The sequence below is a fragment of the Streptomyces sp. 1222.5 genome (assembly GCF_900105245.1).
In the GTDB taxonomy this organism is placed as follows: Bacteria; Actinomycetota; Actinomycetes; order Streptomycetales; family Streptomycetaceae; genus Streptomyces; species Streptomyces albidocamelliae.
Genome location: NZ_FNSZ01000001.1, coordinates 8,614,841 through 8,638,827, shown reverse-complemented (window position 1 = coordinate 8,638,827; position 23,987 = coordinate 8,614,841). Strand labels below are relative to the sequence as shown.

At 70.5% G+C, this 23,987-nt stretch carries 17 protein-coding genes and 2 pseudogenes; 15 read left to right on the top strand and 4 right to left on the bottom strand.

All coding sequences use genetic code 11. The features are described 5' to 3' along the window. Window position 1 precedes the first annotated feature (1 nt). The 6 genes from BLW57_RS39395 (at window position 2) to BLW57_RS39365 (ending at window position 6,260) form a co-directional block, all read left to right on the top strand. Window positions 2–919 (top strand): GlxA family transcriptional regulator, encoded by a 918-nt coding sequence (locus BLW57_RS39395; RefSeq protein ID WP_093480405.1) that lies wholly within the window; start codon window positions 2–4, stop codon window positions 917–919. Between the two features lie 206 nt (window positions 920–1,125). Then, window positions 1,126–1,611 (top strand): DUF427 domain-containing protein, encoded by a 486-nt coding sequence (locus BLW57_RS39390; RefSeq protein ID WP_093480404.1) that lies wholly within the window; start codon window positions 1,126–1,128, stop codon window positions 1,609–1,611. A gap of 196 nt (window positions 1,612–1,807) precedes the next feature. Beyond that, the gene (locus BLW57_RS39385) at window positions 1,808–2,140 is read left to right on the top strand and encodes a hypothetical protein (RefSeq protein WP_093480403.1); all 333 of its coding nucleotides are present in this window, start codon (window positions 1,808–1,810) and stop codon (window positions 2,138–2,140) included. Continuing rightward, window positions 2,137–2,583 (top strand): MerR family transcriptional regulator, encoded by a 447-nt coding sequence (locus BLW57_RS39380; protein WP_093480402.1) that lies wholly within the window; start codon window positions 2,137–2,139, stop codon window positions 2,581–2,583. Before BLW57_RS39385 ends, BLW57_RS39380 begins: the two co-directional genes overlap by 4 nt. A 1,805-nt stretch (window positions 2,584–4,388) precedes the next feature. Next, window positions 4,389–5,231 (top strand): hypothetical protein, encoded by an 843-nt coding sequence (locus BLW57_RS39370; protein WP_256339771.1) that lies wholly within the window; start codon window positions 4,389–4,391, stop codon window positions 5,229–5,231. 252 nt (window positions 5,232–5,483) lie between these two features. Next, a complete protein-coding gene (locus BLW57_RS39365) occupies window positions 5,484–6,260 on the top strand; it encodes a hypothetical protein (RefSeq protein ID WP_143051661.1) in 777 nt (258 codons plus the stop codon). Window positions 6,261–6,902: 642 nt separating this feature from the next. Here BLW57_RS39365 and BLW57_RS42805 read toward each other — a convergent pair. Continuing rightward, window positions 6,903–8,243, bottom strand: coding sequence for a GntR family transcriptional regulator (locus BLW57_RS42805; protein ID WP_093480399.1), 1,341 nt, complete (start codon window positions 8,241–8,243; stop codon window positions 6,903–6,905). 180 nt (window positions 8,244–8,423) lie between these two features. Between BLW57_RS42805 and BLW57_RS41720 the strand changes: the two genes are divergently transcribed. Next, window positions 8,424–8,570, top strand: coding sequence for a hypothetical protein (locus tag BLW57_RS41720; RefSeq protein WP_176985887.1), 147 nt, complete (start codon window positions 8,424–8,426; stop codon window positions 8,568–8,570). A gap of 856 nt (window positions 8,571–9,426) precedes the next feature. Here the strand turns inward: BLW57_RS41720 and BLW57_RS39355 are convergent. After that, the gene (locus BLW57_RS39355) at window positions 9,427–10,152 is read right to left on the bottom strand and encodes a peptidylprolyl isomerase (protein ID WP_093480398.1); all 726 of its coding nucleotides are present in this window, start codon (window positions 10,150–10,152) and stop codon (window positions 9,427–9,429) included. Window positions 10,153–10,769: 617 nt separating this feature from the next. Between BLW57_RS39355 and BLW57_RS39350 the strand changes: the two genes are divergently transcribed. Next, window positions 10,770–11,237: a hypothetical protein gene (locus BLW57_RS39350; RefSeq protein ID WP_143051660.1), complete on the top strand. Its 468-nt coding sequence runs from the start codon at window positions 10,770–10,772 to the stop codon at window positions 11,235–11,237. Between the two features lie 366 nt (window positions 11,238–11,603). Here the strand turns inward: BLW57_RS39350 and BLW57_RS42800 are convergent. Further along, window positions 11,604–11,978 (bottom strand): annotated as a pseudogene (locus BLW57_RS42800) (class I SAM-dependent methyltransferase); the annotation flags it as partial. 39 nt (window positions 11,979–12,017) lie between these two features. After that, window positions 12,018–12,674: a TetR/AcrR family transcriptional regulator gene (locus tag BLW57_RS39340; RefSeq protein WP_093480396.1), complete on the bottom strand. Its 657-nt coding sequence runs from the start codon at window positions 12,672–12,674 to the stop codon at window positions 12,018–12,020. Between the two features lie 155 nt (window positions 12,675–12,829). Here BLW57_RS39340 and BLW57_RS39335 point away from each other — a divergent pair, with 155 nt between their 5' ends. The 7 genes and pseudogenes from BLW57_RS39335 (at window position 12,830) to katG (ending at window position 23,763) form a co-directional block, all read left to right on the top strand. Further along, entirely contained in the window at window positions 12,830–13,861 is a 1,032-nt protein-coding gene (locus tag BLW57_RS39335; protein ID WP_093480395.1) for a medium chain dehydrogenase/reductase family protein, read from the top strand. A gap of 631 nt (window positions 13,862–14,492) precedes the next feature. Then, the gene (locus tag BLW57_RS39330) at window positions 14,493–14,816 is read left to right on the top strand and encodes a hypothetical protein (RefSeq protein ID WP_093480394.1); all 324 of its coding nucleotides are present in this window, start codon (window positions 14,493–14,495) and stop codon (window positions 14,814–14,816) included. Between the two features lie 436 nt (window positions 14,817–15,252). Further along, the gene (locus BLW57_RS39325) at window positions 15,253–17,979 is read left to right on the top strand and encodes a CHAT domain-containing protein (RefSeq protein WP_093480393.1); all 2,727 of its coding nucleotides are present in this window, start codon (window positions 15,253–15,255) and stop codon (window positions 17,977–17,979) included. A 2-nt stretch (window positions 17,980–17,981) separates the two neighbouring features. Beyond that, on the top strand, window positions 17,982–18,488 hold the full coding sequence (locus tag BLW57_RS39320) for a trypco2 family protein (protein ID WP_093480392.1): 507 nt from the start codon (window positions 17,982–17,984) through the stop codon (window positions 18,486–18,488). Window positions 18,489–18,606: 118 nt separating this feature from the next. Further along, window positions 18,607–19,688 (top strand): annotated as a pseudogene (locus BLW57_RS39315) (replicative DNA helicase); the annotation flags it as partial. A 398-nt stretch (window positions 19,689–20,086) separates the two neighbouring features. Continuing rightward, window positions 20,087–21,481: a DNA-binding protein gene (locus BLW57_RS39310; protein WP_093480391.1), complete on the top strand. Its 1,395-nt coding sequence runs from the start codon at window positions 20,087–20,089 to the stop codon at window positions 21,479–21,481. Between the two features lie 137 nt (window positions 21,482–21,618). After that, on the top strand, window positions 21,619–23,763 hold the full coding sequence (katG, locus tag BLW57_RS39305; protein WP_256339877.1) for a catalase/peroxidase HPI: 2,145 nt from the start codon (window positions 21,619–21,621) through the stop codon (window positions 23,761–23,763). Window positions 23,764–23,987: the final 224 nt, after the last annotated feature.

Genomic DNA, 23,987 nt, shown 5'->3' with positions numbered 1-23,987 from the left:
CGTGAGCCACATTGCCTTTCTTCTGGTGCCCGGAGTCCACCTGCTGGACCTTGCAGGCCCCGCGCAGGCCTTCTCCACGGCCGCCGACTTCGGGCACCCCCACACCATCAGCTACGTCGCCGAGCAGCCGCTGATCCCCACGGCTCAGGGCCTGCCTCTGGTGGCCCGGGTCGACTGGCCCGACCTCGGCCCCGAGGACCTGATCGTGGTGCCGGGCTGGCGGGCGCTCGCCCTGGCCGACAGTCCTGTAGTCGGGGCGGCCGCCCTGCAGTTGCTCCGGGACCACCATGCGCGGGGCGGGACCGTTGCCAGCGTCTGTGCGGGAGCCGAAGCGCTCGGCCGCGCCGGCCTGCTCGACGGCCGACGCTGCACCACCCACCACGATGTGCAGGACGAACTCGCGCGCCGCTACCCCAGGGCGATGGTCATCCGCGATGTCCTGTACACCGCTGACGACCGGGTGGTCACCTCGGCCGGCATCGCCAGCGGCATCGACCTGGCGCTCCACCTGATCGCCACCTGGCACGGTCCCGCCGTCGCCGCCAAGGTGGCCCGGGACATGGTCGTCTACGCGCGGCGCAACGGCCACGAACCGCAGGCCAGCGCCATGCTGCGGTACCGGTCCCACCTCGACGACACGGTGCACCGCGTCCAGGACCTTCTGGACGCCCACTTCGATCAGCCGTTGCGGCTGCCTGCTCTGGCGGTGGCCGTGGGCGTGAGCGAACGGACCCTCACCCGCCTCTTCACCCGTGCCACCGGCGGCCTCACTCCCCTGCGCTATCAGCAGGCCCTCCGTCTCGAGCGTGCCGAGCACCTCATCAGTCACGGCGCGACGGTCACCGCTGCCGCCCGTGCAGTCGGCTTCGAGGACCCGCGCATGCTGCGCCGACTGCGAGCCGCGAGAGCCAACCTGTAGTCGCATCTCCAGCGGGGAAGGCGGCCCAGTCGTGCTGGTCACCGCCCTGATGTCGTGCGCCGTGCGCCGCCCTATTTATGCGGCCGTGCAACCGTCGTCCCGCCACCATCGGAAACAGATGCAACAGCCGGCCGGCCCGTTGCCGCCGTCGACCGCGGGGACATCCGTGCGGTCGGCGCCTGCCTCCAAGATGCCGAGGTGGCAAGATGTCCAGTCCGCGTTCGCGGCCCTCCGAGTCCGTCTGGGACTACCCGCGCCCGCCCGCGATCCAGGAGGACGACCGACGTGTCACCGTCGAGTGCTGGGGCGAGAGGGTGGCTGACACCGGTCGAGCGGTGCGGGTGCTGGAGACCAGCCATCCGCCCGTCTTCTACATACCCGCCGCTGATGTGCGTACGGATCTGCTGAAGGCTGCTTCCGGGCGGACCCTGTGCGAATGGAAGGGGACGGCCGTGTACTGGGATCTCATTCTGGAGGACCAGGTCCGTACTCGGGCGGTGTGGAGCTACCCGCAGCCCCGTGCCCCGTACGGCGTCCTCAGTGGGCGCTTCGCGTTCTATCCGAGCCGCGTCGACTCGTGCACGGTCGCAGGGGAAGCGGTGCGGGCTCAGGAAGGCGACTTCTACGGTGGCTGGATCACGGGCGAGGTGCAGGGGCCCTTCAAGGGAGGGGCAGGCACTCACTTCTGGTGAGGACCAGCCGTCCATGTGCCGAGGGAAGCACTCCGTCCTGCCATCTGCCATCGTTCGATGGTTTGCCGCCGGAGGGCCGGCCGGTGACGAGGTCCTCGGCGTTCTCCGTTTGACCGGGACTTGCAATCGGTACCTAGGTACAGGTTTACCGTCGGAGGCGTCCCCTCCTGGGGACATGACGACGGGAGTGAGCACGATGAGCGATCTGGCGTGGGTGCCGCAGTCCTGCACGCTGCCCACCGAGGAACGGTCCCTGCGGGTCGCGGAGTGGGACGAACTGTTCGCCGAGCGGCTGATCTCGCTGTCGCGGCCCGGACCGCTACGGCTGCACCTGGACCTGACGGGCGGACCCGGCATCGAGGAGCGGGTGCGGGACCTGGTGGAGCGGGAGGGCGGCTGCTGCTCGTTCTTCGCCTTCACCGTCGCCTCGGGAGACAACCTGATCGGCCTGGACATCGCGGTGGACCAGGAGCACGTCGCGGCCCTTCAGGCCCTGGCTGTGCGAACCGCCGCCGGAGAGCAGCGGTGAGCGCGGGGCTGCGCAGCGGGCAGGTCGCCGAGGCGGCCGGGGTGAACATCCAGACCCTGCGCTACTACGAGCGGCGCGGCCTGCTGGCCGAGCCGGAACGCAGCACCGGGGGCCACCGCCTCTACGGCGAGGAGGCGGTGACGGCGCTGCGGGTGATCAAGGCGGCGCAGCGGCTCGGGTTCACGCTGGAGGAGGTCTCCGAGCTGCTGGAGGCGGGCCGTCACCGGCACGGCCGTCTCGTCGTGGGGCTCCAGGAGGGTGCGCAGGCGAAGATCGCCGAGGTCGACGCGAAGATCGCCGACCTCACCACCATCCGCGCCGCCCTGGCCGCGGCCGTCGAAGCAGGCTGCGACGACCTGACTCTCTGCGCCGAAAGTTCCTGCTGTCCCATCCCCTTCACCGACCTCGCCGAGGAGAACCGTCATGCCGGACCCTGCTGCTGACCTTCGCCACCACCGGGCGCCGAAAGCCCTGGGCGGCTTGGCCGCTCTGGCCTGCGTTGCGTGCTGCGCGTTGCCGGTCCTGATCGCGGCGGGCGTCGTCGCGGCGGGCGCGGGGGCGATGGTGGGCTGGCTGCCCGGCGTCGCCGTCGTCCTCGCCGCGCTCGCGGCGGGGACTTGGTGGCTCGGCCGCCGCCGCAGTTCCTGTTCCTGCGGCCCGAAGCGCTCAGGTGAGGACAGGTGCGGCTGCACGGCACCCGGGAACCGTTGAGGATCACGGACGCAGGACGCCGTACTCGATGTCCGCATCGACTGCCCGTTCGAACATGTCCAGAGAGGGCGCTCTGCCCGATCGAGGGAGTCCAGTTCACCTCGCTCCTCCCCGTGCAGGACCGGTACGACGTCCAGCTCGAGGACATCCCCGACTGGCGATCCACCCCACGGCAATAGCGAAGACCTCGCATACCGCCGTCGGACCCCGGCTCCACTGACACGAGCCCCGACGCGTCGCAGCCTGCGCCGTCATTCACCCGAACGGCCTACGCACCGTCGGTCGGACGTGCGGTATTCCCCCGTTCGGCCCAGTCTGGATCGAAGAGCCTGCCGTCACCTGCCTGTGATCATCAAGCATCGGGAGGCGTCATGGTCGTCATAGCCCTGCTCCTACCGGTAGCAGTCCTGCTCATGCTGTTCGGCCTGGAAGCCTTCGAAGACCACCTGTTCCCCGCGACCTCACCGTCTGCCTCAGAAGTGGCCCATGAAGGGACCATCACAGACGTGCCCAGGCAGCAAAGGTAAAGCGCGGCCTGGGAGTCCCTGGGCGAGCCAGCGGCAGAGCCTAGTGATGGTGCCGTCGACATCGGGATACTCCTGGGCGGCGAGAACGATCCGATCGGGTCACCTCGGTCAGCGGGTTTTGTGCACAGCCGGCCCGGCCGAGCCGCGGAAGTGCCGTCAGGCAGCGCTGCGTGCCCGCCGCCGGCGCGATCAAGACCGCCCGCGGTCTGTTCGCACGCCGTTCCACCCCATGTGGCCGCGCCGTGGGCTGTCCGGCTGCGCGAGCACGGCATGTCCGCGGAGGACATTGCCGACCGAGCCCGCCAGTCCATGACCTTGGTCCGCCGCCTGCTGCGCACCACCGCACAGGACACCACGGCCCGGGATATGACCGCACCACCAGGGAGGTTATCCTCGGCATCCCGCGTCACACTCTGCGGGCCGAGGGCTGCGGTGCGGTGAGGTGCGCGAGTGATGTCCGCCTGGGCCGGAGGCTTCTGTCCTGGTCCACCCGGTCGAGGGCGCGATCGACCGTTCGCGGGCACCCCAGCGTGGCTGCTGTGCGCACACGCGACGGCGCCTTCCCCCTCCTCCGATTACCGGCCCAGGACGGCTCGTGGGTAGTGGTCCGCCACAGCAGTAACAGCGCCGTAGGAGCCCTCCTCAGGGGCGTTGGAGAGATCCGTCAGCACCCCGACACAGCCGGTGCCGAGTGGCTGTGGCGCGCCCTGTCCGGCGTGGCCACAGCGCTCAAGCCCGGTCCGGCCCGCCTGGAGTGGCCGAATGGCCACTGTCGCCAGACCTGAGGGGTTCAGGACAGGAGCCGTGCTGCTCGCGCCCCGATCTCACTTCGGCCCCGCTGCCCACGTGGCAGCGAGACACAGCAGCTCACCGGCGGACGAGCCCTTTATTGCCATGAGTTGGCTTGAGACGGCACAAAGAGTGGGAATGCCCCTGGGACTTGCGGCGAGTGTCGATGTGCCGCAGGGCCCCGGTCGACCGCCGCACCCCGCCCGCTAGCATTCCGTCGCATGACGAGACGGGGGTGGCGGCGGGGTGCCGTGGCAGCGGTGGCGGTGCTGGCGGGGATCTGCGCCTCCGGTCCGGAACGCCCGGAGAACATCGACTCTGCGTCGGACCTGGGCCCCCTCCCGGCCGACCAATACGACTTCACGCCGCAGGACTACCAGCAATCGCAGCGGGCGTCGGCGTTGCTGACCCAGCGGTGCATGGCGGAACGCGGCCACCAGGACTTCCCGCTCGACCCCCGCTACCCCAGCGACCCCGTCGTCGCCACCGCGGTCAGCACCGACTACGGCGCCCTGGATCTCGCCGCCGCCCGCCGCTGGGGCTACGGCTGGGACCCGGCGAAGCCCCTGGTCCCCCGGCCGAAAGGCCGCCGGATGACCAACGCCGAGTATGCGGACCTTCCCGCCTGCAACGACGAGGCGAGCCGGCGGCTGATGCGTGGCATCGACGTCACGCGGGACTGGCTCTACGCCAGCACACGGGCGATCGAGGTCGACAAGGCGGTGAAGCGTGACCCGCGCCTCCGCGCGGCCTGGGACGAATGGTCCCGCTGTGTGGCAGAACAAGGATTCACCCGCTATCGCGACCCCATCGCGGCGTACACGGACGACGCCTGGCACCGGGGCAGCGACGGCAACACCCGGCACACTCAGCGGGAGCGGGCCACCGCCGTGGCGGACGTCACGTGCAAGCGCCGCCACCACACAGCGGAGCTCTGGCACTCCGTACGGGCGCAGAAGCAGGCTGCGGACATCACGCGGCACCGCCACCGTTACGCCGCCGGGCTGCAGGCGCTGCGGACGTACCGGGCCAACACCGCCGAGGCACTGCGGAAGCTCGGATGACGCAGGCGCCGCTGCCCTGTCGGTGACGAGGCAGTTGGTTGTCAGCGGGTGGGTGGCCGGTGTTGGCGTTCGGGCGGCCAGACGCCCGTGCTCCGTGCGTGGATCCATAGCCGCTTGCGGGGGCATAGCCGCCGGCGACCGATGAGGACGGCGGCGATACCGGTCTGGGCCGGGCGAAGTGCTCGGACTTTTGCTCATGGTGGCCGCGCAGGCACCGGCGGCGCGTCAGCGGGGACATCGGGGGGGTGGGAAGTGATCGTCATTGCAGTACCGTGTGCCGCTCGACGCCTGAGTGGGGGGATTGTGGGAACGAAAGCGAGCACTGCTGCGCTGTGCCTGTTCGTAGGTGCAGTCGCGGTCGGCTGTGCGGACGCCGGCAGCAGCGCGCACACACGCACCGCCGAGATACGCTCCGCCGACCAGTTGCTCAACGAGACAGACCGCACCATGAAGACGCTCACGTCGGTGACCTTCACCACGGACGTCTCCTCCACTGACGGCAGCAGACGCTATGCGAGCCGCGTGACGACCGATCTTGCGCACAGGTGCAGGATGAAGGCGGCCTGGTCCCAGGGTGCCACGATGGAGCAGATCCGGATCGGTGAGACGGACTACATCCATCCCAACGGCGCTTACCTCGAGTTGTGGGGGCGGACGACGGTCCCCGCGATGCGGCACAAGCCCTGGCTGAAGAGCCCCGCGAGCGCGGCGAAGGGAGCGGACGACCTCGTCGACTGCGCGTGGCCGTTCTCGTCGTTCGCCGAGGGCAAGGCCACGACGGGCGACGTGACCGAGCTCGACGGCAAGCCCGTTGTTTCTGTGAACGTGACAGAGGGGGTGGCCGAAGGAGGCGTCTACACCTTCTACATAGCCGCCGAGGGCAAACCGTACCTGCTGCGGATCGACTACCGAGATCCTCACCATCGCACCGTCAGGAGGTTCAGCGGTTTCAACGACCGCTTGGACATCCAGCCCCCGGCGGCGGCCGACGTCCTGGACCTGAGCAGCCTGCCGTCGAACGCGTCCTAGGAGGACGGGTAGTTTGTCATTGCCGCTGGTCGTTCCGGGTCTCAGGCTCCCGCGCACGGTCACGTCAACGACCAGGGTGTGACCGCCGTCGAAGACCCGTACCGACCCGGTCCAGCAGGCGAGGGTCTGATCGCGGTCCCCTGCCGCCCGGACCAGGACGAACGGCACGTGGTCGCCGATGTCGGTGCCCCGCGGGTGTCGCTCGACGAAGCCGTGAGGTCGTGGAAGCGGGGCGGGCAGAGTGCGGGCAGTAGGAGATGCCATGGCAGGGCCGGCGAGTGCCAGCCGCACCGCCGGACACTCGCTGCCCATCGGGCGAGCAGCTTCGGGGCGTACGCCTGAACAGCCTCTCGGGCCCGGTCCTCGCTCCGCGGGTCTGCATGCCGCGGTGTGTCGGGCTGCCCCGCGTCTGCGATGCGCGCTGTAGCGAACCGTCCAAGACGTACAGCCGGCGATGCGCGAGCACACTGACGACGCGCGCACTCGACGGTCTGCTCCGGATCCATCGCACGCGCATCGACTGACGGGCCCTGCCCTGGCTGCCGGCGAAGACCGACTGCTGCTGCGAATGGCCCTGAAGGCGGCGCGGCCCTGGGCGACTTGCCGTGCCGACGGCCACGGTGTGAGGGGACGTTCTCGACATCACCCGTCCACGTCCTGAGCGGCGAGGCGCTCCCAGACGGATTCGAACCAGCTTCGGGCGTTCTCCACGAACACCGACCCCTGTGAGTGGGGGTCGTCGTCCTTGACGTGGCGCGTGAGCGCGGCGCCCAGGCCCAGCGCGTCCAGGGCCGCGACCGTCTCCCCGTTGAGGTCGATGGGGCGTTCGACGACCTCGTAGAACCCGTGCAGGGCCATCACCTCGTTGATCAGGTAGAGCTTGAAGGACGGCACCAGAGGAACCTGGCGGACGGAGAACCGCACGGTGGGGACGAGCATCGACGTGTACACGTTGCTCAGCGTGTTGTGCAGCGTGGTGAGATGACGGTGTGCGATGTCCGCGGCACGCTCCTTGAGGGCGTCCTCCCGCGCGGCCTCCCGAGAGCGCCAGTAGGGGAACGCGAGCGACATGTCGGGCACCATCACCCGCACCGTGATGCTCCGGGGGCTGATCTGCAGGGCGTGGATGCGCTCCGCCTGCAGTTGGATGTGGGCGGTCAGGGACTCCGACGTCAGGGTGAAGACGTCGAGACTCACGTCGTCCTGCTCGAAGGCCCGACCGATGTACGGGCCCAGTGAGACGGTGCGGCCGGAACGCCCCGGGCTCGTCGCCCGCTCGACCCGGCCGTTCTTGATCACACGGGATCCGCTGCCCTGCCGCGACATGACCCAGCCCTCGTCCTGCAGAGCCTGGAGCGCCCGCCGCACCGTGAGGCGTGAGACTCCCAACTCGGTCGCCAACGCGCGCTGCGGCGGGAGCGTGAAGCCGAGCGGATAGCTGCCGTCGGTGATACGACGCCGCAGCTCGGCCTGGGCGCTCACGAGCCGTCCGTTGTCACCGCTCCCGTCGACCTGTGGCGCGGATCCGGTCCAATTGGTCACTCTGCCGGCCCGAGTGGCCACCGCGTCGGCCGGATCGGTCACCTCGTCGACCCGATCGACCGGAGGCGGCGCCCCGGTCGTCTCCGACGACGGGGCAGGTGCGTCGGAGGTAGCCTGCGGCCCGGAGGCATCGTCCTCGCCGTCGTCGTACGCCCGGTCGTACAACTCCTTGAAGTGCTCGACGGTGTCGGTGGGGAGGCGACGCCCGCCGGCCGTCTTCGCCAACTCCTCGACGAGGAGCTCGATTACGCCCCAGCGGGGGAGCCCCGGCTTGGTCAGGGCCTGGTGGATCGTCGTGTAGCTGACGACGTCACGTCCGCCCACCGCCTTCTGAAGCTCCCGGGACGACGGCCAGCCGGCGCGGCCGTGGAGCGCGTGGAGCGCTCGGTTCAGTTCGCGCAGGGGACCGTCCGGCAGGTCGGGCGCCTTCCAGCGTGACATCGGGCGACTCCCCCCCGCACTGTCAGAGACTGTCAGCGGTCGTTCACGGCTCATGATGCAGCCATCGGCACGTTCCGTCAGCAGGTGTCGAAGGTTGTGAGTGTTCATCAGGATTCGTTCGCGACCCGACGACGCCGTCGACGCTGATCGGCAGGAGCAGTCGACCGTCGGGAGGACGCGATGGACCAGATCAGCACCCGCATGCTCGTCCTGCTGGGAGTGGGCGCACTCACCACGTACGTCGCCTTTCACCACCCCGCTCTGGGAGTGGCGATCGGCGTGGGGGTGATCGTCATGGCTCTCCTCCACGACGTGCTCGGGAAGTAGCCATGGCGCGAAAGAGCGGCACCTCGCCGGCTCCGGCCGCCCTGCGCACCACCGACCTGTCCGCCTGGCACGCACCGAGATACGCCCCGTCGGCGAGCGGCTCCTCAGCCTGGTCAACTCCCTCCCACAAGACCCCGCCCAGCTGACCGCCTGGTCCGCACACCCACCTCGACCAGGCTTGAATCCCACGAATCCCAACGACTTCCCGAAGAAGGAGCAACCGCACGATGAGCGCTCAACTCACGGACCCGACAGCGCTCTTAGGCCCCATGGGCCGCGTGAAGGCGCCGCTGCCGGTTGAGGCCGACGTCCGACGCCGACCAGTGCGCGCCCGTGCTGAGGCGCGCCCCGCGCACCGTCGAATGCCGCGAACTCGGTCCGGAGGCCGCCGGGCAGAAGTTCGGACCGTTCGCGGACACCGCGGATGGCCGTGTGAATGTGCTCGTGGACAGAGAGCCGCTCCGGGCCCGCCACCACGGTCACGGCGAGTTCCACCACCTGGCGCGCGCGGTCCGTGAGCGCGGACCGGCCGTGGACGCCGTACTGCGACGGGGCCGGGTTCCCGCGTACTCCCGCCGCACCAGAACATGCACCGAGCGGGGGGCCGGCCTCGCCCAGCGGATCCGGTCCATGGCCTACCGGCTGCCCAAGCAGCAGGCGTCCCGCGGGGTCCACCGTGCACGAGATCCGCTTGGACGCGCGGCGCCCGTGAGTCAGCAGACGCCTGAGCAGCACCACAGGGGCAGACTGTCGCGTCTGCGGGACAGCCCGGGCGTCGTCAGGCGCTCAGGTCCCACCACAGCTGCCAGGCGCGGCCAGTCGCGGAGGTGGACCGCGCCGGCCGCGCCACAATGCGTCAGGGTCGGCAGGAGGGCCGGACGGTGAGCAGCTCGGTCCGCAGCGCGGGTGTGCCGTCGACGGGCGCCGGGTCCTGCGCAGTCGGTTCGATGCCGCCAGCGGCGATCTTGTCGAGCGTCTTCAGGCCGGCGGTACCGACCGTGCCGAACACCGTGTAGTTCGGTCGCAGCGCGGAGTCGCCGTAGACGACGAAGAACTGCGAACCGTTCGTGTCCGGCCCGGCGTTGGCCATCGCCAGCAAACCGCGCCCGTAAAGGCGACGGACGCCGGTCGGATCGCTCGGTGCCGGCGGCAGGTCCACCGGCAATTCGTCCTTGTACTTGTACCCCGGCCCGCCTTCGCCGGTGCTGGTCGGGTCGCCACACTGCAGGACCTTCAGCGTCGGATACGCCGTCAGCCGATGGCACACCGTACGGTCGTAGAACCGGTGCCTCGCCAGGTGCACGAAGCTCTGGGCGGTGCACGGCGCCTTCGCCCGGTCCAGACTTAGCGGGAGCGGGCCCTGGCTGGTCCGGACAGCCACATCGACCGTGCCGCGGCTGGGGGTGCGTCGCGGATCGGGCGGCAGGGGAACCGGCCGCGCCGCCGGCTCGTCCGGGGTCTGGGTGTACTGGCAGGGACCGTGCGTGGTGCGCGGCGGGGCATCGGAAGCGGAGGCGGTGGTGCTGCCCCCGGACACGACCAACGCTGTCGCCGCCAATGCGGTCATGAGAGCTCGGTTCATCCTGCACACCCTCCAGAAGATCGCCAGGTTTCGGAGCGGTCGCAGTCTAGGGGGCGGCCCTGCGGGCGAGAAGCCGCCCGCAAGCCACATCCGCCTCCCAGGCTTCGGCCCGCGGCGGCAGGCCACTTCGTTCGGAGCCGGGCCGCCCATGGTCCCCCGAGAGTGAGGGGACGCCGAGGAAACGGTCTTCCAGGGCGTGCAGGCATGCCCCGAACAGGGCACCGGCAGCCGCCGACCGTCACGGATCGTCCTGGCTTCATCTCGACCTGCCTCACCGGCAGGCGACCGCACGTCGGAAGGGTCGGACAAGCTCCGCGTGCGGGGCGACCGGCCGCGTCCGTGACGCCACACAGGCGACCTGTCCCCCGTCGCCGAGTGTCTGTGGCCAGTCCTCGTGCCCTTCGTCGACGAGCACTCGCTGATGCCCTACGCCGATCCCGTCCGGCTGCGCACGGTAGGTGAGCCGGCCGCGCGCCGCTGAACCGAACGGCAGTCGGCCTCTTGAAGTCCCCTCGTACTGGCAGGTTCCGGCAGCACGGCCGGCCACAAAAGTGGTTCACTTGCTGCCGGTTGCCGTGTCGGTGTTGCCTCCCTGTCTACCGAAGGAAGCCCTTGCGATGACTGCCTCTGCTCCGATACCACCTCCTCCCTCCACCCTGCCGCAGCCTGCCGCCGAACGTCGTGCTCCCTCCCGGTGGATCGCGCTGTGGGTGGCCGCGGTCCTCGCCGCCGTTGCGGGCATCGGCATCGGCTGGCTCCTGTGGGGCGGTCCGCACGACGCGGCGTCCGGAACCGGCCCGGAGAACGCGGCGGCGGATGCCGCGGGCGCGTGCCAGGCCTGGGATCGAGTGCCGGCGTTGAGCAAGATCTACAGCAACGACAAGACCTCCAGGGCCTACTTCGCCCGCGTCGGCGGGGCTGCCGCGCTGGCCCAGTCCGCGGCCCAGCTCGGCCACCGCTACGACGCCCTGGACAAGGCCTTCCAGGACGTCACCGGACGCCTGCAGACCCTCACCGTGAAGGGCCCCGGGGCAGTGGCGGCACACGACAAGGTGACCACCCTCTGCGCCCGCCTGGGCAACTGACGCCCTGCTGCTGTGAGACAAGCAGCATTGGTCTGTGCCCCACGCGGGCGCTGACCCTGTCGAAAGACCTGTGAAGATGTGCAGCACGGCGACCGGGATATGCACGACAGGCGGCATGCCCCAAGTCTCCTCGGTGACCTGGGGTGTAACACACAGGGAGCCAGACCGGCCCTTCGCCGGTCGAAGGGTTGCACGACGTCCGGCAGGCAGTGGCGGCGTCACCGCCGACGGGCGGATCCCTCCCTCGCCAAGGGTGACAGTCGCGCTCCAGCAGCGTGCTCCCACCTGCTGATCGTGGCTTACCTCCTCCCGGCCGCTGCAACGAACTCCGTCCATCGCCTGGCCGGAGTCCGCGCACGCGAGAGATCAGCGGGATCCGCTCCTGTCAGCCGCACTCCCGCGGAACAACGCGGTCCACAGGAACGTCGCGCCGAACAGCGGTGACTCAGGGGCTCCTCCCGCATCCGGCGCAGCTCGACCTCTTCCAGGTCGGAGAAGACCCAGCGCAGCGATTCCGTGGTGTAGGCGAGGCCGTCTTGCAGTTCGCGTGCTCGGTAGAGGTCCGCATCGGTCAGTTCCGACCCCATTCCCGCCGCGCCGGCGGCGAAGCTGGTCAAGGCGAGACAGCCGCCCGGGGCGAGGGACCCGGTCGAGGAGGGCCAGGTAGCTGACGCGCCGGTGCGGGGGTAGGTGGTGAAAGCAGCCTGAGTCGACGACCAGGTCGTACGGGCCGCCCAACTCCGGGGCGCGCCGGGTTCCGCGGTCGGGAGGGGCGGGCGCTCAGCCCGTCGGCGGGCCGGCCAGGGCGTCCACCTCTGCGGCGAAGAACCTCTCGGGGTCGAAGCCCATCCCCGCGAAGTGCCCGGCGAGTTCCAGGGACAGCACTCCGTGCAGCCGGGTCCAGAAGGCCAGGGCCCGGTGCAGGACCGCAGGCGTGGCGGGATGTCCGTCCGCCCAGTCCCGGTGCTCCTCGAGGTGCGCGTGGAGCGGCGTCGCCGGGCCGTCCGACGGCAGTGCGGCACAGGCGTCCAGGAGGGGCGTCATGATCTCGGACGCGATCGCGGTGATGTCGTCCGGGGCATGGTAGCCGGGGACCGGCGTGCCGTAGATGAGGAAGTAGCGCTGCGGGTCCTCCAGTGCCCACCCGCGCAGGGCGTGTGACAGCGCGTGCACGTCGGGGCCGGCCTCCGCGGCCGCGCGGAAGGTGCCGGCGAGGCTCAGATAGGCGTCCCTGACCAGCTCGGTGATCAGCTCGTCGCGGCCTCCGAAGTACCGGTACAGCGCAGGTCCGCTCATGCCCATCTGCTTGGCGATCGCATTGAGGGAGAGCGCGGACGCGCCCGCGGTGGCGATCTGCTCCCACGCGCGTTCTTTGATCTCCGCACGCACCTGGGCCCGGTAGCGCTCGCGGGGGGTCTTCGTGTCGTGTTCCGCCACTGCCCTGCCACCTTCCACTCCGTTGCGGCAGCACCCGCAAGCTTGAGTTAGAGGTTATCACTGAAGCTATTGACTCTCCGGCCGCTGGTGCGTTACAACTTCTAACGAACGCGAAGCCAAGTAACCGATCCGGGAACGGACGTGCGGAGGTCACCATGAACACCGAAGGACTCGTCGAGGTCGTACTGCCGGGCAAGGTCGAGCCCGAGGGACTGGAGATCCGGCACGGAGCGGTACCCGCAGCGGGCCCGGGCCAGGTCGTCGTCCGGGTGGAGGCCACCGGCGTCTCCTTCGCCGAACAGCAGATGCGGCGCGGCCGCTACTACGACCAGCCGCCCTTCCCCTTCGTGCCCGGGTACGACCTCGTCGGCACGGTGCTGGCGACCGGCGAGGGAGTCGATCCGGGCCTGGCCGGCACCCGGATCGCCGCGCTGGTCAAGGTCGGCGGCTGGGCCAGCCACGTGCTCGTGGACGCGGCGGACGCGGTGCCGGTGCCCTTCGGGATCGGTGCCGCGGAGGCGGAGACCCTCGTCGTCAACGGCATCACCGCCTGGCAGATGCTGCACCGCAAGGCCCGCGTCCGCGCGGGGCACACCGTCGTGGTGCACGGCGCCAACGGTGGCGTCGGCTCGGTCCTGGTCCAGCTCGCCCAGGCGGCGGGAGCGCGCGTGATCGGCACGGCGTCCGCACGCCACCACGACGCGCTACGCGAACGGGGCGTCGTCCCCGTCGACTACCGCTGCGACGACCTCGCCGCACGGATCCGGGCACTCGCCCCCGGCGGCGTGGACGCCGTCTTCGACCATGTGGGCGGCCGGGGCATCGTCGACTCCTGGAGCCTCCTCGCCCCCGGCGGCACGCTCGTCTCCTACGGCAGCGCCTCCACCCGTGACGACGAGGGGTCCAAGCAGTGGCCCGTCCTCAAGCTGCTCCTGCGGGTGTGGCTGTGGAACGCGCTGCCCAATCGCCGCAGCGCCTACTTCTTCAACGTCTGGGCCGGCCGGGCTCTGTCCAAGAACCGGTTCCGCGCCCAACTCCGCGCGGACCTCACCGAGGTCTTCGACGCCCTCCGACGCGGAGAGGTCACCGCCCAGATCGCCGCGGAACTCCCGCTCACCCGCGTCGCAGAAGCTCTGCGGCTCGCCGAGTCCGGCACCGTTGCCGGAAAGGTCGTCCTCAAACCGTGAGCCGCGATTGGCGAACACCCCACGGAACCGGGTCCGATCGCCACACCCGCATCGCAGACCGCCGCACCGTGCCTCGACCCGCCACCAGGGCACACCAGACGCACGACGCTCCCCGACTCAGCACGACCAGTCCCGGGTGGTCGGCCCGCTCCAGCTACGACGAGGGGAACCCGATGTCCGGCAACGACCCGTCGAAGCAGCGCCCCGCGGGACCCGCGAGGGCGACTTGCCTGGCCGAGCTGCCCGGCGGGGGCCGTCAGCCGCCGTCCGGCGATGTACCGTCCGACGACGGTCCGACCGGCTCCGCAGGTCGCCTCGGGGCGCAGCACCGGTGAGGCCGTGGCCGTGCTGGAGGGCCTCACGGGTGATGTAGCCGTCGAGTTGCGGCGCGGCCAGGAGCCACTTCGCGCCCGAACCCGCTTCCTCGCGCGACGCCTCGCAGTGAGCCGTCCGCTCCGGCCTCACCTCACCGTCTCGGGGCGCGTGTTCGATCGCAGGCGGCGCCGTCACCGGAGGCCGTGAACAACGACGTGAAAAGTCGTCACTATCCGTGCAACGCTGGCAGCGTGGACCCGGCAGGCAGTTTCGGCCGTCTCCACGCCTTCGTCACCTGCCACCCGAAGGGAGCACCGTGAACAGCCGGAACCGCATCCCGTACTTCCGCTGGCAGCGCCACTTGCCGCGTCTCCTGCAAGACCGGAGCGCGGGCCTGATGATGGCCGGGGCGGCAGCCGCCGCACTGGCGTTCGGCGTCGGTGGGGCTGTCGCCGAGCTGTCCGGCCCGTCAGCGGATCCGTGCCGGCGGGCCCGCGACATCGCCGACGAAGCCCGCCCGCCTGACGGGAAGGTGGACTCCGGCATCGAGCGCGAGGAGGCCATCGACCCGGCAGGTGACTGGCTCGATACCGCGAACGAATGTCTCAAAAGCGGCGGCGACCCGGGTCCAGGGTTCTAGCCGCCTTCACCACGGTGGCCTCCCGAAACCGGCGGGAGCCGCGGCCGTGGGGCGCCTCCACTTCAGGGGCAGCGCGGCCGCAGTGCACAGCCCGGCCGGTGTCGCCTGGCGCCCGCGTCGTATCCCCGCGAGGTGGGTGACGGTGGCGTCCGCCTTCACGGATTGCGGGTCCACGACCGCCGCAGTGGGGCCAGGCTCAGCGGCAGTGAGCTGAAGCGGGCGGCCACCCACCTGTTCACCTCCAGCAGCCGCATGGTCGACGTGTGGCCGGTTCGCGTGGTTGCGTGGCCGCCGCGCCTTCTCGACCCGTCCCCTCGGAACCGCAATGCGCCGGTGATCGACGCCCTTCCGGGGGAATCGGCGGTGCTTCGCCCGGGACCGCCCTACTGTGATGTCCCGTCAACCGTTGGGACGATGCGGCGCGGGGTGAGGGTGGGTGTCAGGCGGCAAGGCCGGTCAAGAGGGACAGGACTGGCGCTGGCGGCTGGCCGCGGCGGGCGACGCCTTCGCCATGCGGGTGCTGGCCACCGCGCTGGCCGAGGACGGGCGTCACGACGAGGCCGTCGCCTGGTGGGAGAAGGCGATCGCGGCCGGAGACGAGACCGCGCTGCACCAACTCGCGGACCACGTGGGCGCCAGGAGACTGGAACGACAGCTGCGCCGACGGGCCGAGAGCGGTGACGTGACCGCCATGGGCAACCTGGCGAAACGCCTCGTGCGCAACAGCGGCGGCCAACGGCCGGCCGAAGCCGTCCACTGGCTGACGCTCGCCGTGCACGCGGGCGCCAACCTCGAGCGAGAACTCGTCGCCGCCCTCGACAGCGCCGGACGGCCGGCCGAGGCGGAGGACCGCCTCCGGCACATGGCCGCAGCCGGTGATCTCCATGCCCTGCGCGACCTCGTCGGGCGGCTGCGCGCGGGCGACGACGCCGAGCGGCTCGACGAAGCGGTCGTCTGGCTGACCCGGGGCGTCGCGGCCGGTGAGCCGTGGGAGTGGGACCTCGTCGCCGTCCTCGACCGCGCCGGGCGCGCGGACGAGGCCGAGGCGCGGCTGCGGCGGCTGGCCGACCGCCATGACGCCGAGGCCGTGGCGACGCTGGTGCGGCGCGCCCCCGAGAACAGGCGTACGCAGGTGTCCCGACGGGAGCTGGACGGGCCCGCTCGGGACAGGGCCGTGGATCACATCCGCCGGGTCGCGGCCGTCCTCGCCCGTCTCGGTCTGCAGGAGGAGGCCGTCCGCTGGTGGGCGGCGGCGGACGCGCTCGACGACGGCGTCCTCTCCTCCCCCGCCGCGCGCCTGGCCGCCCGGCCGGCTCCGGCGCCCGGGGCCCCGGACGCCGGTGTGGAGTGGCAGTTGCGGGAGATGGCCGCCACCGACGACGTGACGGCGACGCGGGTGCTGGCGGGTCGTCTCGCGCGGACCGGCAGGACGGCCGAGGCCGTGCGACTGTGGACGCGCGCTGACGCCGCGGACGATCGGCGCCGCTGGGGCGGTGCTCTCGCGCAGCACGCCCTTGGCGGCACCTCGGACAGGGTGACGACTCACGGCGGTCCGGTCAGCGCCTCGAGGGACGGCATGGTGGCCGACGCCTCGCCCGCGGACTCCGCGTTCGAGGAGACCCCGGCCGGGACCGTACGGGAACCCGACACCGCTCCCGCGACGGCCACGCACCACCTGTCGGCCCAGATGCCCTCCCACGCCGGGCTGTCCGAACCGGTCAGCCTGGTCGTGCGGGTGCCGTTCGGGGCGGACCACGACGATGGCGGGGTCTCGGCCCCGCTGGCCGGGTTCCGGCCGGCGCGCGACGGCTCCCCGTTGACACTCATCGTGCGGGCGCCCGCCGGACTGGCCCCCCAGGGCCCGCTGGAGCACACCCTGCTGGTGCCGCCCTTCGGTGCCCCGGCGCCGGTGCGGTTCGCGTTCCTGACCCGGGAAGCGGGCCTGCACCGCGTCCGGGTCAGCGCCTGGGCCGGGGGGACGTTCCTCACCGAGATCAGCCTGGAGGTGTCGGTGGAGCGCGACGGCCCCTACGCGGTGGAGCCGCCCAGCGCCGCCGACCTGGGCGAGATGCGCGCCCACCCCGGCGAGGTCACGCTGCTCGTGGACCGGGTCGGCGACCAGTACACGTTCCGTCTCATCTCCGACCGGTGCATCTACGGCGCCGTCCTCGCACAGGCCCTCACCGCCGCCCCGGAAGCGGCCGCGGAGCGCACGTACGCCATGCTGCAGAGACTGGCGGCGGGCCGCGGGGAGTACTCCGGCGCCCACGCCCGACGCTGGATGAAGGAGACGGGGGTGGGTCTGTGGACGGAGATGGTGCCGGACCCGATCAAGGAGCAGTTCTGGCAATTGCGCGACCACATCACGGCGTTCAGCGTCGCGTCCGAACACGACGTCCTCCCGTGGGAACTTCTCTACCCCGTCGCGCCGGGCCGTGACGAGGGGTTCCTGGTCCAGCAGTTCCCGGTCCTGCGCAACAGCCTGGGCCAGCCCCGCTCGTCCACGCTGCCGATCGGTGAGCCGCACTACGTCGTCTCCGCACGGGCTCCGGTCAACGGCGACAGCGAGATCGAGTCGATCCGCCGGATCCTCGGCACCGGAACCGTCGTCGACACGCTGGACGACGTCCTCACCGTCATCGACGCGGGCACGACGGGACCCCTCCACTTCACCTGCCACAACACCTTCGACCCCGGCGGCGGTTCGTCGATCCTTCTCGCGGACGGCCCCTTCGTCCCCGCTCTCCTGAACAGCGCCGTCGCCCGCCGCGCCCTGCAGGGCGGCCGCCCGCTCATCTTCATCAACGCCTGCCGGGCAGCCGGAGCCGTCCCGCAGTACACCCGGATACTCGGCTGGGCGCAGCAGTTCATGGGCGCGGGCGCCGGCGCCTTCGTGGGCACGCTGTGGGCGGTGCGCAGCGACAGCGCCCAGCGGTTCGCGGAAGCCTTCTACGCCTCCCTCTCCGCGGGTGAGCCGCTGGGCACGGCGGTGCACCGAGCCCGCTCCCACGCCGGGCACGACGAGAGCGACCCCACCTGGCTGGCGTACACGGTCTACGGCGATCCCGCCGCGATGGTCTCCGCCACCGTCCCCGCCGCCGCCTCTGCCGTCCTCAGTCCCGCCCGAGTCGTCCCCACCCCCGTCCGATGCGAGGAAGCGTGAACGTGACCGACGACGGCGTGCCCGTCGAGGACCTGGTGACCGCCGTCAAGCGGGCGGTCACGGAGTCGAACATGTCGGCCACCGCGGCCGGGCGGGATCTGCGTGTCACCTCGGTGCGGCTCACCTTGCACGCCCTCGCCACTGCGACGGCCGGCGGTTCCCTGACCTTCCGGCTCCCGTTCATCGGCATGAAACTCAGAATCGGGCGCACGGTGTCCCGCCGGGACACCCATGTCATCGAGATGACCCTCGTACCTCCCGACGTGGCTCAACAGCACGAGCTGCGGTACGGCACGGTGGACGCCGTCCTGGTCGACGCGATCGCGATGATCCGCCGCGTGACCGCGTCGGCGCGGACCGGAGACGATCCCTTCCACCTCCAGGAAGGCTCGGTGCGGCTGGAGTTCGCGATCACGGCGGACGGGTCCGTGTCCCTCGGCCTGGACGGCGCCCTGCACGAGGAGGTGACACACACCCTGCTCGTCACGGTCGCTCCCCCGGCGGACTGAACCCCAACTGGGCTTCGACCGGCCAGGACGGCCGGCCTCGTAGCCCTCCCCTCCCCCCTTGCATCCGGCGAGGACACCGGCCCGAGCCGAAGAGACATCGACCCGGGCGACTTCGAGCCGCATCCCGCCCCAGGACCGGGAGGCCGAGCAGTCCGTCCTCGGCGGCATGCTGTTGTCGAAGGACGCCATCGGCGACGTCGCTGACATCCTGCGGGGCCAGGACTTCTACAAGCCGGCGCACTGGACCGTGCACCGAGCGATCCTCGACATCCACCACAAGGGCGAGCCCGACGCGATCACGGTCGCGGCACACCTGACCAGGACCGGAGAGCTGAAGAAGATCGGCGGTGCGGCCTACCTGCACTCGCTCCTCCAGCAGGTGCCCACCGCTGCGGCCGCCGAGCACTGCGCCGAGATCGTCTACGCCGCCGTCGCCCGGAACCGCGTCGCCGCCGGGACGGCCATCGCCGCCAGCGGCTACGCCCGCGACGCGACACCGACGAACTGGTCGAGCGTGCCCAGGAGTGCCTGTACGGCGTGGTCCGCCACCGCGGCGACGGCACTCTCGATGACATCGAAACCGCCGGCAAGTGCAAGAAGGGCGAGCTGACCGGCGTGCCGACCGGCTGTACCGATCTCGACGACCTCGCCCTCGGCCTGGACATCGCCCGCGCCGCGAGCCTCAAGCACCAGCTCACCAGCGGGCTCTTTTCCCTGGGGATGAGCTGCAAGGAGCTCCACATGCGGCTGCTCTCCGTCGAGGGCCCCGTCGCCCTCACCACATCCGCTCCGGCGACCTCGACGACGCGGCCTGGACCCGCATGGCCAAAACCAAAGCCAGGATCGACGCCGGCAACCTGCTCCAGTCGGCTCAAGCAGCGCGGCCACCTCGGCCCGGTTGTCATCGACTACCTCCAGCTCCTCCAGTACGGCGGCGGCCGCCGCCCCGAGTCCCGCCAGCAGGAGGTCTCCGGCATCTCCCGCCAGCTCAAGCTGATGGCCAAGGAACTGGAGATCCCGGTCATCGTCCTCTCGCAGGTCCACCGAGGACCAGAACAGCGCACCGACAAGGGGCCGCAGGTCTCCGACCTGCGCGAGTCCGGCTCGCTGGAGCAGGACGCAGACGTGGTGATTCACCAGTACGAAAAGGAATCCCCTCGCGCGGGCGAGGCCGACCTGATCGTCGGCAAGCACCGCAGCCAGGATAGATCCGCCGGGTCGTCCACATAGCTTCGCAGCCGGTGCGGCGTCATCTTCGGCTCGAAAGCCGGCGCAGGTACCTCAGCCAGCCGGATCATGGTCGCCAGAAGGCTCCAGCCGTCCTCTTCGACGTACCACCGCAGCTCCGGGACGATGCCGAGCACCCACGGTCGGTTCGCACGGGGTTGAGTGCGCACGCGCGGCCCGGAGGGGACGTGCGCGGCCCGACAACCGTACCTAGGGTGGGAGGTGCAGGTCTGTGACAGCCTGGAACGAGTAACGAAGCAGTAGGGCGCGCCCGGCGCAGCGCCCAGTCAGTTGGAGGCCCGGCAGCGGAGAGGCGCGGACCGCGCGCACGTCGTCGGGCGTTGGGGATGGACCAGAGGCGGTTCTGAACCATGAGGAACGTACATCGGCTTGAGACCACGTCGGCGGACCCCGGCGGCGGCAGCGTGCTCGCGGCGTGGGAGCGGTTCGTGCAGGGCGAGGATCACATCCCGGCTGTCCGGCCTCTAGTGGCGATCTCCTGGCACCGCTGCCGAGAGCGGTACCGGGTCGATCCTCACCTCACAGAGGCTCCGGTAGCCGTCCCGGAGTTCGACCATACCCCCGAGCACGATGTCGTGTTCGCTGAGCTGGGTTTCCGTGCCGCCTCCGTGGCGCATGAAGTGGGCAACCTCGGTTGCGTCGTCACCGTCACTGACGCCGCCGGCCGCATACTGGCCGAGTGGGGTGATCAAGCCACGCTCGCCAGAGCCGGCGCCTGCAATCTGGCGCCCTGGTTCTGCTGGTCCGAGTGCGCGGTCGGTACGAACGGCATGGGTACGGCGCTCGAGGCGCACGGCCCGGTAGCGATCCGGGGTGCGGAGCACTGGTGCCGGGCGTTCCACGACTGGTTCTGCGCGGGCATCGCGGTGCGTGACGTGGTGACCACGGAACCGATCGCGGTCCTGAACATCTGCTGCTGGCGCAGCGAGCTTCCTGCGTCCGCGGAAAGCTGGCTGGCGAAGGCGGTCACCATGACCCAGCGCCCGCTGAAGAGGCGCGCCAGGGGTAGCGGCGCCGAGCTGGTCGCTGCCTACAACCAGGCCAGGGGACGCTCCAGTGCGGCGCTCGCCGCGCTGGACACCGGGGGCAAGGTGGTGATCGCCGACGACATGGCAAGCGTGCTCCTGGGCGTCCCGGCATGTACCCCGGCGGTCGACCCCACACTGCGATGGAACCCCGGGCTGCCAGAATTGATCGCGGCCGCCCGGTATGCCGCCGGCCAGGCGGCTCACAACCCTGACTGGGTCGGCTCGACGCAGATATTTGCCCATCTCGCCGACGAGCCGACATCGATCAGTTTCCGACCCGTCTTCTCGTCCGGACACCCCATCGGGAACCTGGTCTCGTTCGGTGCCTCCGACGGGGCACAGTTGCCCCAGGCGGAGGGTTCCACGCACCCGTCGGTGCAGCCGCGCCGACTGATCGCGATACGCGGCAACCGGATGGTGCTGCTGCGGCTGCCGGAAGTCTCCTTCGCTGAATCGATGGGAAACGACGTGTGGCTCTCCACCGAACAGGGGCGATTGCGAGCCGCCTCTCTGAGCCTGGACAAGCTCGACAATGAGCTGGCGGATTTCGGCTTCCTGCGGGTGCACCGCCGGTATGTGGTCAACCTCGGCCGCGTCCGGGAGATCGAGCGGGGGCTCAAGGGCGACCTGATTCTGATCATGGACGGCCAGGTGAACGAGAGGGTGCCGGTCTCCCGGCGGAACGCGCCGGCCGTGCGTCGCGCGCTGGACATCTGAGTAGGCCGCGGCACGGCCTATCGGCCCGGAAGGAAGTTCCCGTGTCTGACAGTCCGGATGCAGTGAGCGGCGAGATGAACCCTGGGAGCGCGGGCGGCCTCGGCCTCTCCGTCTCGGCCGAGCACCGCAGTCGTCCGATCGGGGGTGCGAGCAACCGCGACTGGTGGCCGAACCAGCTCGACCTGACGATTCTCCGGAAACACCCCGCCATGGCCGACCCCATGGGCGAGGACTTCGACTACGCCGCGGAGTTCCGGACCCTCGACCTCGACGCCCTGGCGCGGGACGTCGACGAGGCGCTGACGACGTCGCAGGAGTGGTGGCCGGCCGACTTCGGCCACTACGGGCCGCTCGTGATCCGCATGGTGTGGCATTGCGCCGGGACGTACCGCATCGACGACGGCCGAGGTGGCGCGAGCACCGGTATGCAGCGTTTCGCGCCGCTGAACAGCTGGCCGGACAATCGCAACCTCGACAAGGCGCGCCGACTGCTCTGGCCCATAAAGAAGAAGTACGGCCGCAAGATTTCGTGGGCTGACCTGATGATCTTCGCAGGCAACCGTGCCCTGGAGACGATGGGCTTCAGGACCTTCGGCTTCGCCGGTGGCCGGGCGGAGGTCTGGGGGCCCGACGAGGGGATCTTCTGGGGTCCCGAACGCGCCTGGCTCGGAGACGAACGCCACGGCGGCGTCCGGGAGCTGGAGAACCCTCTCGCCGCGGTCCAGATGGGCCTCATCTACGTCAACCCGGAGGGACCGAACACCGTCCCGGACCCGCTCACCGCGGCCCGGGACATCCGTGAGACGTTCCGGCGCATGGGGATGAACGACGAGGAGACCGTCGCGCTGATCGCGGGCGGCCATACGTTCGGCAAGACCCACGGCGCGGCCGACCCGGACGCCTACCTCGGCCCCGAACCCGAGGGCGCCCCCCTTGAGGAGCAGGGCCTGGGCTGGAAGAGCAGCTACCGCACCGGAACGGGCAGGGACGCCATCTCCAGCGGGCTTGAGGGTACGTGGACACCCACCCCGACGAGATGGGACAACAGCTTCTTCGAGACCCTGTTCGGCTACGAGTGGGACCTGGAGCTGAGCCCCGCCGGTCTGTGGCAGTGGATCCCGAGAGACGGCGGCGGGGCCGGCACCGTGCCGGACGCCCACGACCCGTCGACGGCACACGCCCCGACGATTCTGACGACGGACCTCGCGCTGCGATCGGACCCGGTCTACGAGCCGATCTCTCGGCGCTTCCTGGAGAACCCGGACCAGCTCGCGGATGCGTTCGCCCGGGTGTGGTTCAAGCTGACGCACCTCGACATGGGCCCGATCCAGCGCTACCTCGGACCGCTGGTCCCCCGGGAGACGCTGCGCTGGCAGGACCCGGTCCCCGTGGTCGACCACGAACTCGTCGGGGCGGCGGACATCGCCACGCTCAAGGGCCGCGTACTCGCCTCCGGGCTGTCGGTCTCCCAGCTCGTTTCGACCGCGTGGGCGTCGGCCTCGACGTTCCGCGTCAGCGACAAGCGTGGCGGGGTGAACGGCGCGCGCATCCGCCTCGAGCCGCAGCGCAGCTGGGAGGTCAATGACCCCGACACGCTGGCACAGGTGCTGCGCACCCTGGAGGGGATTCAGGAGTCCTTCAACAGCTCCCAGACCGGGGACAAGAAGGTCTCGCTGGCCGACCTCATCGTGCTCGGCGGAGCCGCCGCCGTGGAACATGCAGCCAAGACCGCCGGCTACGACGTTCAGGTCCCGTTCATCCCGGGACGCACGGACGCCACGCAGGAGTGGACCGATGCGGAGTCCTTCGCCCCGCTCGAACCGAAAGCGGACGGGTTCCGCAACTACCGGGGCAAGGGCAACCGGCTGCCGTCGGAGCACCTGCTGGTCGACCGCGCGGACCTGCTGAACCTGAGCGTGCCCCAGATGACCGTCCTTGTGGGTGGCCTGCGGGTACTGGGCGCCAATTATCAGGGGTCGCCGCTGGGTGTCTTCACCTCTGTGCCCGGGTCGCTCACCAACGACTTCTTCGTGAATCTGCTCGACACGGGCACGGAATGGCAGCAGACATCCGCGACCGGAGAAACCTTCGAGGGGCGCGACCGCGCCACCGGCGAGGTCAAGTGGGCCGCTAGCCGGGTCGACCTCGTCTTCGGCTCGAATTCCGAGCTGCGCGCTGTCGCGGAGGTCTATGCGAGCGACGATGCACGGGAGAAGTTCGTGCGGGACTTCATCGCCGCATGGGACAAGGTCATGAACCTTGATCGGTACGACCTCGTATGATCCTCCATCGAGGTCGAGACACCAGGAGAGCCTTGGAGACCGGTCAACGCGTGTTGATCGGCGACGGCTGTGTGAGTCTGCGGCCGGCCCCGGCGCGACGCGGTGCAGTGTGGTCGGCTCCTCCCAACGGCGGCTATTCGGGTGCGAACGGTAGCTGGTCGCGGACGAGCGGCACGAGTCGCCCGAACTGGCGCTCACCCTTGTCGGTGTTATTCATCCGGCGT